Source organism: Paenibacillus sp. GYB003 (assembly GCF_036577625.1).
Lineage (GTDB): Bacteria > Bacillota > Bacilli > Paenibacillales > NBRC-103111 > Paenibacillus_AB.
This window is the reverse complement of sequence record NZ_JARBDC010000069.1, coordinates 25,193-42,509: the sequence shown is the minus strand read 5'-3', so window position 1 is coordinate 42,509 and position 17,317 is coordinate 25,193. Positions and strand designations below refer to the sequence as shown.

14 protein-coding genes are annotated in these 17,317 nt (G+C 59.4%); 10 read left to right on the top strand and 4 right to left on the bottom strand.

Annotated features, from left to right (window positions below):
- Positions 1-149: 149 nt before the first annotated feature.
- Complete coding sequence (locus tag PV407_RS21890; RefSeq protein ID WP_332092124.1) at positions 150-2,495, top strand: hypothetical protein; 2,346 nt, start codon at positions 150-152, stop codon at positions 2,493-2,495.
- 218 nt (positions 2,496-2,713) lie between these two features.
- A complete protein-coding gene (locus tag PV407_RS21885) occupies positions 2,714-2,941 on the top strand; it encodes a hypothetical protein (protein WP_332092123.1) in 228 nt (75 codons plus the stop codon).
- Between the two features lie 111 nt (positions 2,942-3,052).
- Here PV407_RS21885 and PV407_RS21880 read toward each other — a convergent pair whose 3' ends face one another.
- Positions 3,053-5,152: an AMP-binding protein gene (locus tag PV407_RS21880; protein ID WP_332092351.1), complete on the bottom strand. Its 2,100-nt coding sequence runs from the start codon at positions 5,150-5,152 to the stop codon at positions 3,053-3,055.
- Positions 5,153-5,421: 269 nt separating this feature from the next.
- On the opposite strand from PV407_RS21880, the gene PV407_RS21875 reads away from it, so the two are divergent.
- From PV407_RS21875 to PV407_RS21865, 3 genes are all read left to right on the top strand, one after another.
- Positions 5,422-7,092, top strand: a complete 1,671-nt coding sequence (locus PV407_RS21875) for an RNA polymerase sigma factor (protein ID WP_332092122.1) — start codon at positions 5,422-5,424, stop codon at positions 7,090-7,092.
- Positions 7,093-7,204: 112 nt separating this feature from the next.
- A complete protein-coding gene (locus tag PV407_RS21870) occupies positions 7,205-8,635 on the top strand; it encodes a VOC family protein (RefSeq protein WP_332092121.1) in 1,431 nt (476 codons plus the stop codon).
- A gap of 1 nt (position 8,636) precedes the next feature.
- Positions 8,637-9,398, top strand: coding sequence for a VOC family protein (locus PV407_RS21865; RefSeq protein ID WP_332092120.1), 762 nt, complete (start codon positions 8,637-8,639; stop codon positions 9,396-9,398).
- Positions 9,399-9,487: 89 nt separating this feature from the next.
- On the opposite strand, the gene PV407_RS21860 is transcribed toward PV407_RS21865, so the two are convergent.
- Both PV407_RS21860 and tdh read right to left on the bottom strand, forming a co-directional pair.
- A complete protein-coding gene (locus tag PV407_RS21860; RefSeq protein WP_332092350.1) occupies positions 9,488-10,663 on the bottom strand; it encodes a glycine C-acetyltransferase in 1,176 nt (391 codons plus the stop codon).
- A gap of 20 nt (positions 10,664-10,683) precedes the next feature.
- Complete coding sequence (gene tdh, locus PV407_RS21855; RefSeq protein ID WP_332092119.1) at positions 10,684-11,727, bottom strand: L-threonine 3-dehydrogenase; 1,044 nt, start codon at positions 11,725-11,727, stop codon at positions 10,684-10,686.
- A gap of 201 nt (positions 11,728-11,928) precedes the next feature.
- Between tdh and PV407_RS21850 the strand changes: the two genes are divergently transcribed.
- From PV407_RS21850 to PV407_RS21830, 5 genes are all read left to right on the top strand, one after another.
- Positions 11,929-12,483 carry a helix-turn-helix domain-containing protein gene (locus PV407_RS21850; protein WP_332092118.1) on the top strand — a complete coding sequence of 185 codons (555 nt, stop codon included), beginning with the start codon at positions 11,929-11,931 and terminating at the stop codon, positions 12,481-12,483.
- A 217-nt stretch (positions 12,484-12,700) separates the two neighbouring features.
- The gene (locus PV407_RS21845) at positions 12,701-13,243 is read left to right on the top strand and encodes a hypothetical protein (RefSeq protein WP_332092117.1); all 543 of its coding nucleotides are present in this window, start codon (positions 12,701-12,703) and stop codon (positions 13,241-13,243) included.
- A gap of 37 nt (positions 13,244-13,280) precedes the next feature.
- Entirely contained in the window at positions 13,281-13,754 is a 474-nt protein-coding gene (locus PV407_RS21840) for an ankyrin repeat domain-containing protein (RefSeq protein WP_332092116.1), read from the top strand.
- 107 nt (positions 13,755-13,861) lie between these two features.
- On the top strand, positions 13,862-15,214 hold the full coding sequence (locus PV407_RS21835; RefSeq protein WP_332092115.1) for a UDP-N-acetylmuramoyl-tripeptide--D-alanyl-D-alanine ligase: 1,353 nt from the start codon (positions 13,862-13,864) through the stop codon (positions 15,212-15,214).
- Between the two features lie 330 nt (positions 15,215-15,544).
- Positions 15,545-15,907, top strand: a complete 363-nt coding sequence (locus tag PV407_RS21830; RefSeq protein WP_332092114.1) for a hypothetical protein — start codon at positions 15,545-15,547, stop codon at positions 15,905-15,907.
- 392 nt (positions 15,908-16,299) lie between these two features.
- Here the strand turns inward: PV407_RS21830 and PV407_RS21825 are convergent, their stop codons facing one another.
- On the bottom strand, positions 16,300-17,292 hold the full coding sequence (locus PV407_RS21825; RefSeq protein WP_332092113.1) for a hydroxyacid dehydrogenase: 993 nt from the start codon (positions 17,290-17,292) through the stop codon (positions 16,300-16,302).
- Positions 17,293-17,317: the final 25 nt, after the last annotated feature.

The window sequence follows — 17,317 nt, the reverse complement described above, 5'->3', positions numbered from 1 at the left end:
CGATCCTGAGGAATCGAGCACGTTCGAAGAGCTATGAGAAGCAGTCCATTTCATGTCAAAGTAGAACCTCTATCTCCATATTACCAGTGGTTATGGAGGTTCTACGATCGCTGCTGGTGAAACAAGAAGCACCCAAAGGGAGATGAAGTATGACGAACAGACAATCGGATTTCGTGCAGCAAAGGATGACGCGCCGGAAACTGCTGGCGACTTTCGGAGCAGCGGGAGCGGCGACAATCGCCTACAGCGCATCGTTCGGTACTGTAGCGGCCGCAGGCAGAGAATCGTCGAATGAGGATAAGCCTGAAGCTTTAAATGATGGAAGCGTTAACAATAGTAATGCCCTATTCGTTTCTAATATCGAAAGCGTTAACAGTGTTCATGCTCTCTTATCCGTAGCACCTCAAGGGAATGGTTATCAAGTAAGTGTGGAGTCGTATTGGCCAGACAATGAAGGCAAAGGGCATGGCTTTTGGGTGTGGCGTTCCGGTGTTGAAAAAACACGACATAACGGCATTACGATTATTGACCCGGATGTGAATTGGAATGGATATAGAGCAACACATGCTTTTGTCGCTTCTGTTACTTCATACCCTGCAATATCTGCTTTGAATGCCGCGGTAAAAGATGCACGCCCCGTTTTAGGCGGTTTCTTGGGCAAGTCGACAAATTTGGGGACTGGCTGTTGGGTGCGTCAGGACAATCAGATTTCTTTTTGCAATGCCGGTTGTATGGCCGATGCTGACTTTGAAGTAGACGGAACGGACGATTCTTTACAAATGATAGCCGCTATTGAAGCGCTGCCTCGCAATAACGGTAGCTTATTAATTGAACCTTATTATTATACGCATGGTTCAGGCGGGGCGGACACCAAGTCCAACTTGCTTTATGTCGACACAATCAAGCGTCTTACCATCCATGCCAATGGCGCTGTCATACAGTCGCATAGCGGGAATCTGCCATCGCCCCTAAATGCTATCCTTCGCTTTGGTCGCGGTTGTTACAAAGTGATTGTAAACGGACTGGAAATTGACGGTCGCCTGGATGCTCGGACCGCCCCCGGCGGTGACGCTGGTGCCTATAATCAACAATCCAATATTTCGATTGAAGACGCTTGTAAAGATTTTACGTTTAATAACGTAACGTCAAATCGCGCATTGATGGACGGCTTAACGATCGGTTATGGCGGACTTGGGGCTGCAGAGGACAATATCGCAGAACATATTGTTCTGAATCATTGTCATTTCGATAGCAATTATCGCCAAGGAATTAGTTGCTTGCGCTCTGTCGGGTTCAGAATGTTCGGAGGAACGTTGTCAAACACGGGCACGATCAAAGGGACAAACCCGATGGCAGGTATCGATTTTGAGGCGGAAGGAAGTCAATACGGGTACAACACCTTCAATAAAGATGCGGTATTGACCGGTGTTCGTATCGTAAACAACAAGGGTGCAGGTATCTGGTATCATAACGATTCGATTTCGTGTAAAGCTATAAAGTGCTGGATTGAAAACAATGGCACTTATGGTGTCGGATTTCATTCAACTTCGAAACATTGCGGCGTATTCGCCAGCGAATTGATTCAGAATGGCAAATTAAACGCTATCGACGGTTCAGAAATTTACGATTTCGGCCTGGATTCAAAAGCTGAAGATTGCTACATCTCAACCGCATGGGGACGCGCCATTTTGAGCCAACCGAACCATAAGTTCGGAGCATCCTTTGTCCGCAACACCATTGCAAATGAAACAGGGCTGACTAATGGCATCGGTGCCGTATTGCTTAAAAATTGCAAACAATATATCGGAAACAAACACTTTGATTTATGTCCCAGCGCCGCCGTTTTTGCCGTTACCTACAGTGGCGGGTATGGAAAGGTGATAGATAATGAGTTCTATAAATCATTTACTTCTGCACATCGAGCTATAGGGATTGGAGGTAATCTGGCTGAGTTAAGCGGGAATAGGGCCGATATCGGATATGCAAACCATACGACTGACAGTTGCTTTGTTCTTGGCAATCACATGATTCGTATCGATACAATATCGAACAATTTTATTGAGGGGCGGTCCGGCGGGCGTTTTACCGGCACCAAGCAAAGCGGAATCTTGAGCGACCTAAATACAGTAAATAATGTAAAGTATACAAATTCGTCTGGCTTACCAAGCTCGGGAACTTTTGCAGCCGGCGATATTGTCGCCGACCTGACAGGTTCGGGAATTTGGATTTGCAGCTTGCGCGGAACAGCTGGAACACTGAGCGGAATTACAGCAAATACAACTGCATCCAGTAATCAAGTTGCTGTCAGCAGCCTGATTGGAATTGGCGTTGGCACTGTATTGAGTATTGCATCGGCCGGGCTAATGGGAGTGGTTGTACTGGCAATGAATGAGGAAACCCAAACATTGACAGTCAGCACAAACGCATCATCAACACAAACAGGGACTGCGGTGACCTATCGAGCGCCAACATTCAAGTTTATTGCTGCAACCTGAAATCCAGACTCCTATAGACCATAGCTGATACGCCATGAGCTGCAAAGACGCTGGGGCTTCGACCCGGATGCCGTCATGCCCGTGAGATCGGCTGCGGCAGCGGCAGCGGCGTCGAAGGCCGGCTGGCTGGCGTTTAACCGACGCATGAAGGCCGGCTCGATCAGCATGCCTAGCGCGGCTGGCCCCGCCGCACCGATGAACCGTTATGTGGAAGGGCGATGGATCCGGATGTCGGCGTAGTCGCTTTCCAAGGCGAATCGGCGCCGATTTCCGCCCTGCTGCTCCATTACACTTGTCATCCCGTCCATCAGCTCGGGCAGTTTTTCGTTTCCGCAGACTGGCCGGGGGCTTTGGCGAACGAAATGAAAGCGAGCTATGGGGATGACTGCGTCTCCGTCGTGCTTAACGGCACTTGCGTCAGTATCAACCCGTGTATACCGTTATGAAATCCAGGTGCTGCGAATCGGAGAAGCCGCGCTTGTAGGCTTGCCGGGTAACAGCGAAAAGGATTTGGAACGAATGGCATGCTTTTCAAAAGAATACGATCCGTTAGCGCCTCACTCCGCCTCGGCCCACTGCTTCAGCGTCACGTAGTCGGTCTTGCCGCTGCCGAGCAGCGGCAGCTTCTCCACGCGGCGCAGCTGCGACGGAACGAGCAGCGGCGAACCGCCCCGCGCCCGGACGGCTTCCTTCATCGCGGGAATGCCCGCCTCCGGGGAAGTGTGGAACAGCACGATCCGTTCCCCCTTGCGGGAGTCGGGGACGCTGACGGCGGCCGCCTGCATGCCGGGGAAGCATTGGCCGACGATCTCCTCGACGGCGTTCAGCGAAACCATTTCGCCGGCGATTTTCGCGAACCGTTTCCGTCTGGACAGCACGGTGACGAACCCGTCGGCGTCGATATCGACGATATCCCCGCAGTCGTACCATTCCGGGCAGGGAACGAAGCCCTCCCCGTGAAGCAAGTAGCCCTTCATCACGTTCGGACCGCGAACGAGCAAATTGCCGCCTTCGATTCCCGGTATTTGTTCCAGTACGCATTCGATTCCCGGCAGCAGACGGCCGACCGTTCCTTTTTTGAACGCGAGCGGCGTGTTCAGTGCCAGCACCGGAGCCGTCTCGGTCGTGCCGTAGCCTTCGAGGATGCGGATTCCGAATTTGTCGTACCATAGCTGTCGCACGTCGTCCTTCAGCTTCTCCGCGCCGGCGACGACGTAGCGCAGCGTATGGAAATCGTACGGATGGGCGGCGCGCCCGTAGGCGGCCAAAAACGTCGACGTTCCGAACAAAATCGTCGCATTGCTCGTATAGACAAGCTCCGGAATCACTTTGTAATGAAGCGGGCTCGGATGCAAAAACAGCTTCATGCCGCTGACGATCGGCAGCAGCGTGCCGGCCGTCAGGCCGAACGAATGGAACATCGGCATCGCGTTGAACACTTTGTCTTGCTCGGTAAAATCGATGCTCGACCGCGCCTGCTGCACGTTGGCGAAAATGTTGCGATGGCTTAGCACGACGCCTTTGGGCTTGCTTTCGCTGCCCGACGTGAACAGAATGACTTCGTTCGGTCCGGGCAGCGCGGGCCGCTTCGCGCGAAAGTCGGCCCACCCCCGCAATTTGTCCGCAAACCGCACGGAAGCTTTCAGATCCTCCAAATAAAGCACTTGACCGCGTTCCCCGAACAGTTCGACAAATCGCTCCAGCTTCGCTTTCTCGACAAACCGGCGCGACGTGACGACGGTGCGGACCGAAGCCGTTTCGCAGGCGTCCAGCATCGTTTGCGCGCCGCTCGAAAAATTGAGCATCGCCGGCGTTTTGCCGATGCGCATCAAGGCGAACAAGGCGACGACGTGGGCGACGGCGTTCGGCATAAGCAGCGCCACGTTCGTTTCGCCGCCGAGCTTGCCTGCCATTTTGCGCCCGAGCACGTAGGCGCCCAGCAGCAGCTGCTTGTAGCCGATCCGCTGCGCCGCGTCCTCGCATACCGGAAACGCGCTTCCGCAGCGCCGGGCCGCCTCGATCGCTTCGTCGAACAAATTGACGTCCGGCTTCATGCGGCTTTCGAACAGCTCGCGCCGCAGCATATGGCCGATTTGCGCGGCCGCCCGCTCTTTTTGCGCCTTCACCGGACGGGCCGGATCGAGCATGAGCCGATGCGGGCTGCCGATCGTAATATCGACGCGGGGAAACAGCCGTCTTTTCGCGAGTCCGCCCAAGTACGACAGCCTGGAGCGCTCCAAGCCGTTGATGGCGACCGGATGGATGGGCACGCCGGTTTTGAGCGCGATATAGCCGACGCCGCCGTATATTTTCATCATCCCGCCCGTCGTCGTGATGCGGCCCTCGGGAAAGACGACGAGCGGTCGTCCGCTTTGGACCGTTTTGATCATATGCCGCACGGAATACGGGTTGAGCGGGTCGACGGTCACGAAGCTGCACCATTTCAAAAAGAAGTCGTACCGCCGCGCGATTTGCGTATTGACGACGAATACGACGTTCCGGGGCAGCGCGAGGAACAAAAACAGTCCGTCCAGCAGCGAAACGTGGTTCGGAAGCAGCAGCGCCGGTCCCGTCGGGTCGAGCCGATCCAATCCGCCGAACCGGACGCGGAACAGACGAAAAACGATCCATCTAAGCAAGGCCAGCATCACCTTCAAGGCGATCATCTCCTTCATGCAAAAAAGCGTATCCGCTCACGATCAAGCTTCGAACCGAAGCTTTCCTCATTTATCGGGGCTTTCGGCGAGTTGTTTATGACCAGGTCCTAATTCCATTGTAAGCAGAAACGATCGGCGTCAATAGTACTATCTTCGTCTAGTACCGGAACGTTCGTTCTTCATTTTTTGCGCTTCGACGTTTCGGGAGGAGGAAAAAGCCGCCGCCGGGCGAATACGTAACTACTCTGTAACGAAAGGTTGCGCGCGCGATGACGGATTCGGATAATGCCACGCCACTGCCACTCCACGCTCTGGTTGAAAAAGCGAGACAAGGCGACGCGGAATCGTTCGGCGAGCTGGTGCGGCGGCACCGCAGCCAAATGCTCGGCTGGGCGAACCGCGTCGTGCGCAGCGCGGCTGCGGCGGAGGACGTCGTTCAGGATGCGCTCGTTCAAACGATGCGCGGCATCGGCAAGCTGGAGCAGCCGGACAAATTCGTGCCGTGGCTGCGGACGATCGTGCGCAATCAAGCGCTGATGGCGATCCGCCGCAAGACGAACCGGGACGAGATCGCCGCGGGCGACGCCGGCGAAGAAGGGGACGGCGAGCGGACGACGAGGAATCGTCCCTGGGGCATGCCGGATGACGGCGATCCGCAGAAGGAAGCGATCGGCAAACTCGTCGCGAAAGATATGAAGGACCTTCTTTCGCGTTTGTCGGAACGCGACCGGACGATCGCGGAGGCGCATCTCCTCGGCGGGCTATCCGTCCAGGAGGTCGCCCGGCTGCTGAACATGAAGGAAGGAGCCGTTTATACGGCCGTTTCCCGTTCCCGCAAAAAGCTGGCGGAAGCCCGCTACGAGCACGAAATCGACCGATACGTCGAGGCGAGGCGGAAAAGGGGAAGGCCGACCGCCCGGCGTTGCGAGCGGGCCCGCTATTACGCCTTCTCCGGGGCTTACAATACGATGGCGTCGGTCATGACGATGACGATGGAGGCGGCGGGAAACCGGGAAGCGTCGCTGACGGACGCGATGGCCGCGACCGGGCACGCGTTCCGCATCCAGGTCGCGCCGGACCTCGGCGTAAGCGGTCCGTACGCCTACGATTGGGCGGAAGCGATGCGCGGCGGATGGCGCCGGTTGGGCTATGCCGTCGCCGTTTTCGGCGGTGCGGGAGCGCGGCTCGATAAGCCGGACGAGCTCGTAACCGCGATGGACGCGCTGCTCGGCTCGCTCGAGCGCGGCGTACCGGCCGTCGCCTGGAACGTCTCGAACGCCGAGTTCGGCATGATCGAAGGGTTCGACGACGCGAAGCGGCAATGGACGGTCACGGACACGTCCGCGTCCGGCAAAGCGCTGCCCTACGCCAAGCTCGGGCGGCTGAGCGATCGGACGGAATGGTTCGCCGCCGTGCCGACCGGCCGCATTCCGGTCGACCGGGCGGAGCAAGCCGCCGAGCTGTTCGAGCGGACGGCCCGCCATATGCGCGGCGACGAATGCGGCGGCATTCGCCATTCCGCCAATTACGGCATCGGCGGAATCGCCGCGTACCGGATTTGGATCGAGGCGCTGGACCGGCAGACGGCAGCGGAGCCGCTGGGGGTCGCCTACAACGCGGCGGTCGTGCGCGAAGCGAGAACGCATGCGGCGGCTTATTTGCGAAGCTTGACCGCCGGCGGCTTTTTGTCCGCGCGATGTCCTTCCGCGCTCCCCGCCGTTACGCACGCGCAGCGATCGTACGGCAAAATCGCCGCGGCGTGGGAAGGCGTATGCAGGCTGTTTCCGCTGCCGTTCGGCGCCGATCCGACGGCGCCGGGTCCGGCGGACCGGGCGGCCCGGCTGCTGGAGCGCGCCGCCGCGGCCGAACGGGACGCCGTCTCCGCCCTCGAGGAGGCCGCCGCTCTGCTTGTCCGCAGAACGTTCGGCGGGCGGCGTTAGCATTTTTTTCGCAAAAAAGGTTCGGCGGCTGTAAGAAACCCGGGGGCATGCGCATCTTCCTTATCGAAGGCGCCGGAAGCCTGCAACCGACTATAACGAGGAGGATTTCGCAATGAGTAGCGCGGCGAAACCGCAAGCCCCCGTCCATCCGATTACGAATCGGGTCGGCGGCGTATTTATGCACGTCAGCAACATGGAACGTTCCGTCAATTGGTATCACAAGCTGTTCGGCATGCCCGAAAGGTCCGCCGTCACCGACAAAGTGCACGCGCTCGCGATGCAGGGCGATCACGGCTTCGTGCTGGACCAGCACGGGTACGACCGCAAGCTCGCGCCGCAGGACAGGCCGATGCTCATGTTCGACTCGCCGGACGTTCATGCCGCTTACCGATTTTTGCAGCGGAACGGGATCGAGCCCGAGTCGAACATCGAAGAGTATCCGGGAATGGCGTTTTTTACGTTCCGCGATCCGGACCGCAATCTGCTCATGATTTGCGGGAAGCCGGGAAGCAAGGAGGAGGGCGGGCAGAACGATGCAGCCGCTTCCGTCAAGGAAAAAACGGCGGTCCGCTACGACGGCGGCGGCTGCGAGCTGGTCGCCGGCGATTCCGCCTATTTCGCTTCCGTCGGCCGCGAAGGCTTGTCGCTGACCGGACGCGCCTTTACGGAGACGGCGTTCGCCGCGCCGCTGCGCATCGAAACGACGGTCCGCATCGAAGGGGGATGCCTGCGGCTGCTGTACGGGAGAAGCGGGTCGCTTACGTTCAACTACGGTCCGACGTCCGCGAACGGAGCGGGCGACGAATTTTACGTGCGGCACCCCGCCGTGGACAAAGATTTCGGCTACTTGGACAAAGGCGCCATTCCGGTCGGCGAATGGGTGCGGCTGAGCTGGACGATTCGGGAGCGCGTCATGGAAGTGCGCGTAGACGATCGGCTGTTCCACGAACAGCAGGGGTATTTCGGCCATTTGCTCGCCAAAGCCGGCATCGGCTGCGACAACGGACGAATTACGGTAAAATCGTTCGTCGTCGAGCCGCTGGAAGACGAAGCGTCGCTGCCTTCGCTCGCGGTAACGCGAAACGGCGAACCGTCGGACGAACTCGTTCCCGACGCGTCCTGCTACCCGATCATGACCGGCGACGGCTTATGGCTCGGCTACAACAGGGAATGGGGGAACGCCCGCACGAAGTCGGCGTATTCCGTCCCGTTTGCGGTCGAAGCGGTCGTGAGCAGCGATACGAACTCGGTCGTGCTGTACGGGGGATCGTCGGCCCGCGTCAAATTCCATACGGACGGCTCGCTCAGCTTTCTCGATCCGGTAACGAAGGACGAAACGTGGGCGGAAGGCAAAGGGGCGCTGCCGCCAAGCTTTTGTACGGTCCGATGGACGATGGATCGCGATCGGACGACCGTTTCCGTCGACGGGGCCGTCCGGTTCGAACGGAAGGGCGATTACTCGGCCTGCCGGTTCGCGATCGGCATAGGCGCCGATATCGGCAGCGCGATATTCGTCAAATCGGTTCTTACGGAGGAGCGTTAAAATGGTTCGAACGACTCCGATATCGCATATCGCCGCCGTGTTCGTCCCCGTGAAAGAGCTCGGCCGCGCCGCCGCATGGTGGAGCCGGCTGCTCGATTTGCCTTTGCCCGATTCGATCCCGGGCGGCGTCTATTCGCTGCCGGTCGGCGGCGGAACGGGCCTTATTTTGGACCCGAATCAATACGGGTTCCCGCATCTCGTCATGTACGGAACCGACGATATCGACGGCGCTTACCGGTTCGCGAAGGAACGCCGGTACGACATTTTTCACGACATGCAGCGATTTTCGAACGTGGCGTATTTCAACGTGTTCGACGACGGCAAAAACAACGGAATCATGGTGTGCCAAGGCGACCATGAAACGAAACCGGCGCGGCAGTCCGGCCATTGTCCGATTCGACCGGAAATCGGCCGCGTGTTCGCCCATTCGGGCGACGTCGGCGCCTCGGCCAGCTGGTACGGCGAAATGCTCGGCATCCCGCCGGAACACGGCTGCGAGCTGCAGCCGCGCCAAGGCGCCAAGCTGCACATCCTCGATCGTCGCCGCAATCCGATCCCGGCGGTTCGGTACGACAAGCTGAACGCGGAAATCGTCAGCCATCCGATGTTCGAGCTGACGACGGCCGATCTCGCGGCGGCCCGGCGGTGGGCGGAGGCGCACGGCGCGGCGATCGTCGAGCCGGATAACGGAGAGGGAAGCGGAAGCTTTCATTTTCGCGATCCGGACGGCAATACGAACCGGATTGCCGAGCGGCCGCTGTAACGACCGTTTCGAAGCCGCCTGAAACGCAAAAACGCTTCCGGACCCGCCGTCGCGGCGGTTTGGAAGCGTCTTTGCATATCGTTGATCGTTTATCGCAGCAAGCCGGTGCGTTCCGCGACGGCCGCGATCCGGTCGACGGCGAACGCCAGGTCGTCCTTCGTATGGGCGGCGGTGACGATGCAGCGCACCCGGCCTTTGTCGAGCGCCACGGTCGGGTAGACGATGCCCTGGGCATATACGCCCTCGAGCAGCAGCTGCCGCGAAAATTCCATCGTCTTGTCCGGCTCGCCGATAATGATCGGGACGATCGGCGTTTCGCTGCCCGCCGTATCGAAGCCTGCCTCCTGCAGCCGCGAACGGAAAAAAGTCGCGTTGTCCCACAGCCTGTCGATGAGCGGCTGGCTTTGCCGCAGCAGACGGATCGCGGCGAGACAGGCGGCGGCGACGGCCGGCGGGTGCGACGTCGAGAACAGAAACGGCCTCGCCTTGTGAATCAAGTAGCGCTTCAGCACGTCCGCCCCGGCGACGTAGCCGCCGACGACTCCGACCGCCTTCGACAGCGTGCCGACCTGAATGTGGACGCGTCCGTGAAGGCCGAAATGGTCGGTCGAGCCTTTGCCGTTCGCGCCGAGCACGCCGCTTGCATGGGCGTCGTCCACGTAGACGTATGCGCCGTACCGCTCCGCCAGATCGACGATCGCCGGCAGCGGGGCGATGTCGCCGTCCATGCTGAACACGCCGTCCGTCACGATGAACGCCCGCTTCCGTCCGCCGTTTTCCCGCAGCCGCTTCTCCAGCTCGTCCATGTCTTTGTGGGCGAAAATGGCGCGTTCCGCCTTCGTCAGCCGGATGCCGTCGATAATGCTCGCATGGTTCAGCTCGTCGCTGACGACCAAATCGTCCGGCCCGAGCAGCGACATCGCCCCTTGATTCGTCGTAAAGCCGGACTGGAACACGAGCGCGGCTTCCGTCCCTTTGAAGTCGGCGAGCTCCCGCTCGAGCTCGTCGTGAATGTCCAGCGTGCCGGTGATCGTACGCACCGAGCCGCTGCCCGAGCCGTACCGCTCGATCGCCTCGACGGCGGCCCGCTTGATGTCGGGATGGCCGGTAAAGCCCAAGTAATTGTTCGAGGAAAGCTGCAGCAGCCTGCGGCCGTCCGCCTCCATCCACGGGCCGGAAGCGCCGGACCATACGGTCGGAAGCCGGTACATCCCTTTCGCCTGCAGCTTTTCCAGTTCGCCGTTCAAATAGTCGAATGTCGGCAAAGCCATAACGATCCCTCCCTTTATTCGTGCATGAAGACGACTTTGCCGCAGTTGCCGCTGCGGACGAGCTCGAACGCTTCCTCGTACTGCTCCAGCCGAAACCGGTGCGTCACGAGCGGCGTCAAGTCGATTCGTCCGCCCTCCAGCAGCCCTTTCACCTGAAACCATGTCGTATACATGCGGCGGCCCGTAATGCCTTCGACCCGCAGCCCTTTGAAAATGATGCTGCGCGACAGGTCGAGCTCCACGCTGTTCGCCGGAATGCCGAGCAGCGACACGCGGCCCGCGTTGGCGGTGCCTTCGAGCCCTTGCCGGATCGCGTCCGGGTGGCCGGACATTTCCAGCAGCACCTCGACGCCTTCCCCGCCGGTCAGCTCCTTCAGCCGTTCGGACAGCCGCTCCGTGGCGCTGTTGACGATCGCGTCCGCGCCCATTCGCTTCGCCATCCGCAGCCGAAAATCGTTGACGTCCGCGGCGATGACGGTCGACGCCCCGCACGCTTTGGCGACCGCCGCGGCCATCAGGCCGATCGGACCGGCGCCGACGACGGCCACGCTTTTGCCCGCAATGTCTCCGGCCATGACCGACTGGACCGCATTGCCGAGCGGATCCTGCAAGCAGGCGAGCTCGAACGGAAGGCGAGGGTCGTTATGGACGACGTTCGACGCCGGTACGACGGCATACTCCGCGAAGCAGCCGGGTATCGTAATGCCGAAGCTGCGCGTATGCGGACAAACGTGCGCGTTGCCGCTCCGGCAAGCGCGGCAGACGCCGCACACGACGTGTCCTTCCGCGGAGACGTAATCGCCGGGCTTCACGTTCGTCACCGCGGAGCCGACCGCTTCCACGACGCCGGCGAATTCGTGACCGACGACGTTCGGCGTCACGACCGTATGCTCCGCCCAGGCGTCCCATTTATAAATATGCATATCCGTGCCGCAAATCGAACTGGACCGCACCTTGATCAGTACGTCGTTCGGTCCCGCGGACGGGATCGGCACTTGCTTCAAGGATAGCCCCGAAGCGCGGTTTTCTTTGACCAATGCCATCATCGTTGCGCCCATTCCCGCACCTCCCCGGAATAGCTCGGGTGAATGACCGTTTATGGCACGGTCGTTTTCACCTCGGCTATATGTACAATATAACGTACTAATATATGTTATATCATACATGAAAACGGATGCATGTCAATGGGCTTTTCAATATAGTATTAATTTTATACAATATAGTGAACGAATCGACGAGGTAAGGAGAACATTTTCGCCATGGACCATATTCCGATCAAGGTAGGCAAAAATTTACGAACGATACGCAAATCGAGAGATCTGAGCCTCGACAAGCTGTCGGAGCTGACCGGGGTGAGCAAGGCGATGCTGGCCCAGGTGGAGCGGGGCGACTCGAATCCGACGATCTCGCTGCTGTGGAAAATCGCCAACGGCCTGCGCATTTCCGTCACGGCGCTCATCGCCGAGGAGGAGCCGGAGGTGACGATCGTCCGCTTCGCCGACATGGAGCCGATTACGGAAAACGAAGGAGGGTACCAGGCGTTCCCGCTTTTTCCGTTCGACTCGAGAACGCATTTCGAGGTATACACGGTCAAGGTGGAACCGGGAGCCAGCCACGAATCGGAGCCGCACCAGGAGGGCGTCGAGGAATTCGTCATCGTCACGCAAGGCTGCCTGGAGCTCCACATCGGCGACGACGTGTATGTGGCGGAGCAGGGCGACGCGATCCGCTTCTACGCGGACCAGGGCCATCTGTACGTCAACAATTCGGATTCGACCGTATGGCTGCAAATTATTATTCGTTACCCGTTTTAACCGAACGTTTCGCCCGATCGAGCGAAGGCGGACCGAGCCGGCCTTGTTTCCGGAACGGTCGCATTCGCTCGTTTTTTTTACCATCTTGTCGTTCCGTGTCCGGAAACAGGTACGCGATTAGGGCGAAAGGCGGATGCGGCGTCCGAGCGATGGATTGTACAGTATATACGGGAGAAACTGGAAGTCCGAACGATAGAGCGAGGAGTGAGACGAAACTATGCTGCTGCCTGACGAGAACGATTTGACCTTCTTATTTGAGGGCGATCGGCGACAAGCGGACCTTTTTATCGAGAAGCATAAGCCGCTGTTCGAAGAAGGACAATGGATGGATGATGTCGAGGAAATGGCGGAGGAGTATGCGACCGAGGAGCTGATCCCGATCGTTTTTTCGTTCGTGTTCGGGGTAACGATCGACTGGCGGGAATATGACGACGAGATTGTCCGCTTGTTCGGCGCGCGTCTTCCGGACGAAACGGTCGATGTAGAGCAAACGGACGAAGGGCTGCTCGTAACTTACAACGGTCGATCGCATCCGATCCGGTTGAGCTTTTCCGGCGGTGACCGTTATATAACGATCCGGGCGTTCAACGAAATCATCAAGCCGACATACGAAATTCGTCTGTTTCAAGGCTCCTACATGTCCGATACCCACGATTTTTTAGTGCTGCGGGGCGAACGATGGGCCGAACTGGAGAGGCGCTATCCGGGCCGAATGGCGGAAATGTTCACGATTATCGACGATACGGTCGATTTCCCGTAAACGGAGCGTATAGAACCGCGCAAAGGAGCATGAGCCGATGACTTACGCATTCGCCGATTTATTCGAAGCTGCGGAAGAGGGCGATTTTCAAAAGGCGAAACGAATCGTGGAAGCCGATCCGGGCTTGCTCGCGGAAACGGACGAGTATCGATTTTCCGTGCTGCACGGCGCCGTCATGACCGACAACGTCGGGCTCGTTCGATTTTTGATCGAGCGCGGCGCCGACGTGAACGCCCGCAACGACGAAGGGATAACGCCGCTGCATATCGCCTTGTACCCGGAAGTGGCGGCATGCTTGCTGGATTGCGGCGCGGCGATCGACAGCGCGTCGGACGACGGGAGCACGCCGTTGCACACGCAGGTCGCCGACGGCGAGGAGCGGGCGGATATCGTCAAGCTGCTGCTCGCGCGCGGCGCGGACCGCGAGGCGAAGGACCGGGAAGGGTTGACCCCGCTGGATATCGCGATACGGCGGGAAGAAAAGGAAATGATCGCATTGCTGCAAACATAACTTAGCGCCGCCCGTTTCGGGTGGTGTCTTCTTCGTTTTTGGCGAATATGTATGAGGAATAGATCGGAAAGGGGCGGGTCCATACGTTAAGCCGAACGATCAGACAAGTGGAAGCGATCGTGGGCGGAAAAGCCGCAGCGGATCGTTTCGTCGAAACGGCCGTTCGCGGCGTTTCGATCGATTCGCGGACGATTCGCGAAGGCAATCTGTTCGTGCCGCTCGTCCGGGTGAAGGACGGCCACGACTTTGTCGGGGAAGCGGTCGCCGGCGGGGCGGCCGCCGTTTTGTGGCAAGCCGATCGTCCCGATCCGCCGGCGAACGTTCCGGTCATCCGGGTCGGCGATTGCCTGGAGGCGCTGCAGCGGCTGGCCGCCGACTACAGAAACGGGCTGCCGGTCAAAGCGGTCGGCGTTACGGGCAGCAACGGCAAAACGACGACGAAGGACATGATCGACTCGATTTTCGGAACGACGTACAAGGTGCACAAGACGCAAGGGAATTGGAACAGCCAAATCGGCACGCCGCTTACGCTGCTGGACATCGCGCCGGACACCGAATATGCGGTCGTCGAAATGGGGATGAGCGAGCCCGGGCAGATCGAACGGCTTTCGCGAATGGTTCGGCCGGATATTGCCGTCATTACGATGATCGGCGTCTCCCATTTGTCCACGCTCGGGTCGCGCGAAGCGATTGCCGCCGCCAAAATGGAAATCGTGCGCGGTCTGGAGCCGGGCGGAACGCTCGTTTACAACGGCGACGAGCCTTTGCTGGAACGCGAAATCCGCTTATGCGGCGAGCCGGCGAGGTCCGTAACCTTCGGCTTTTCGGACGGCGCGGATTATCGGGCGGAGGCGGTCCGGACCGACGCATCGGGCGTTTCGTTCCGGCTAAGCGGCACGACCTACCGCATTCCGCTGCTCGGCAAACATAACGTGACGAACGCGCTTGCCGCCATCGCCGCCGCGGAAGTTGCCGGTATCGCCCTTGAGCGCGTCAAGGAAGGGCTGGAACGGGCGAACGTTACCGGCATGCGGATGGAGCTGTTGCGGTCGGCGGACGGATATGCGGTCATCAACGATGCTTGGAACGCGTCGCCCGTTTCCGTCCTGGCCGCTCTCGACACGTTCGGCGAGCTTGCGGGGTACGATCGCAAAATTGCGGTGCTCGGCGACATGCGCGAGCTCGGTCCGGAGGAGCTGCGCTACCATGCGGATGTCGGCCGCGCTTTGAACCCGGATGCGATCCCGTACGTGTTCACGATCGGGGAGCTTGCCGAACGGATCGCCCTGGAAGCGGCGTCGCGGTACCCGGCGGGCCGGGTGAAGCATTTTCGCGACCAGGCCGAGGCGCTGCGCGAAATACGCGCCAAGCTCGGTCCGGGCGACGCGGTGCTGGTGAAAGGATCGAGAGGGCTGGAGCTCGAACGTTTAGCCGCCGAATTGTTGAAAGAACGCGATTGATGCAGCGGCGGTGCGGGGCAGCGGCTCTTGAATGGAACATACCCGGCTTCCGAGGGATTAGTCCGTCTCTGGCGAATATTGGAATCCCGAGCAACCGGCATTCAGGCGAGGCATGCAACGGCAATGTAGGACAGGGACAGGAATTCCGGCTCGGAATTCGCGAACGGGGCGGCTTGTACCGGTTCATCTCGGTTGACGAAGGCAGCCTGCAAGTACGGCGGGATGCTGAATTTCTGCGGTACACGCCAAGCTCAAGGGGGGCGGCGAGGCCTGGCTTCCGGAAGCCGGAATTTCTGTCATTTCGGGAGGTGGGAGTATGCACGTTGGGCAGTGGATTACGGCTGCGGTCGCGGCGGTCGTGATCGTGGCGATTTTGTTCGTTTTGCGGTGGGAGCTTATGCGATGCTCAAGGCCGGCAAGGACGTGGACAGCAAGCGGGATGCGCAAGGAAACGTCATCTTGCTTGATACGCCGAGAATGCGGGAATTCGCCGTCCTCGCCTACGACCAGACCATCGAAATGGAGAAACGGGGTCACCAAATATCGAACGGCATGAGTTGGAACGAGGACTGGCTAGCCACGATCCGTTCGATTCGGCGAAACAACGAGAACGCGGAGTGGTATGTCGCATATATCATCGAACAACGGCGCAAGGCGGGGCTGCCCGAACTGGAAGGAGTCGACGAGGCATAAGAGCCCTCAGCGACTCAAAAGTACCGCCGCGGCCAGCCTGAGGGGCGTATAGTGCTCGAAAGAACACTATACGCCCCTGCAAGAAGCCGGGGCAGGCGGAATAAGGTTCCTTTGCACCTTATTCCGCACCCGGCGCGGGCTGGCGGCGCGTCAGAAGGGCGTATAGTGTTCAAAGGAACACTATACGCCCCCCGCAAGAAGCCGTATCAGCGGAATAAGGTTCCTCTGCACCTTATTCCGTACCCGGCCCGGGCTGGCGGCGCGGCAGAAGGGCGCATAGTGTGCAAAGGAACACTATACGCCCCCGCAAGAATCCGCATCAGGCGGAATAAGGTTCTTTTGCACCTTATTCCGCACCCGGCCCGGCCTGGCCCTGCTCGACCGGGCCCCGTTCACGCCAAAAAGGCCATATCCTTCTCCTCGACTTCGCCTTCCATCCGTTTACCTTCCTGAAGCCGCTCGATTTCGTTTACCGCGAATTTGCCGATCCGATACAAGCCGTTCGTCACGGAGCCGGCGATATGAGACGTCAAAATGCAGTTGCTCAGCGTCCGGAACGGATGATCCGGCGCCGGAGGCTCGGGATCGGTCACGTCGATGCAGGCGAACAGCCTGCCGGTTTTCAGCTCGGCGACAAGCGCATCCTCGTCGATAATCGAGCCGCGCGCCGTATTGATCAAAATCGCGTCGTCCTTCATCAAGGCGAGCCGATCGCGGTTGATCATTTTGTACGTGGACGGAAGCGATGGAGCGTGAATGGACACGACGTCGGAGCGAACGAGCAGCTCCTCGAGCTCCGCTTTGGTCGCCCCGATGGCGGCGGCTTGATCGGCCGATACGAACGGGTCGGCCAGCAGCACGGTCACGTCGAAATTTTGCAGCAGCTTGATGAAATGCTTGCCGGCTTTGCCGCCGCCGATGACGCCGATCGTAACGTCGTACAGCTCTCGGACCCGCTTCTTCTCCTCGCTCCAGCCGCCCCGCTCCGTCTCGCGGGAAATGTTCCACATATTTTTCAGGCTGGCGATGGTCAGCCCGAGTGCCGTCTCGGCGACGCCTTGGCCGAGCGGACCGTTGGCGCTCGATACGCGAATGCCGCGGCTCCACAGCTCCGGCGTCACGATCGGCTTGACCGTTCCGGCCGCATGGATGACCGCCTTCAATTGCGGCGCGGCCTGCAGGATGGAGTCGTTTAAGCTCGGCGTGCCCCAGGACGAAACGGCGATATGGGCGCCTTCGATCACGCTTCGAATCGCATCCGGATCGTTCGTGCCCGCTTCGTTGCAGACGACTTGGCCGAAACGGCTCATGTGCTCCAAATGCTTCTCCGTAAATATCCGCTGCCTGCCCCCGGCCGGCGGTAAAACGGCGATTTTCAATGACATCGGTCTCGACCTCTTTCTTCCGTAC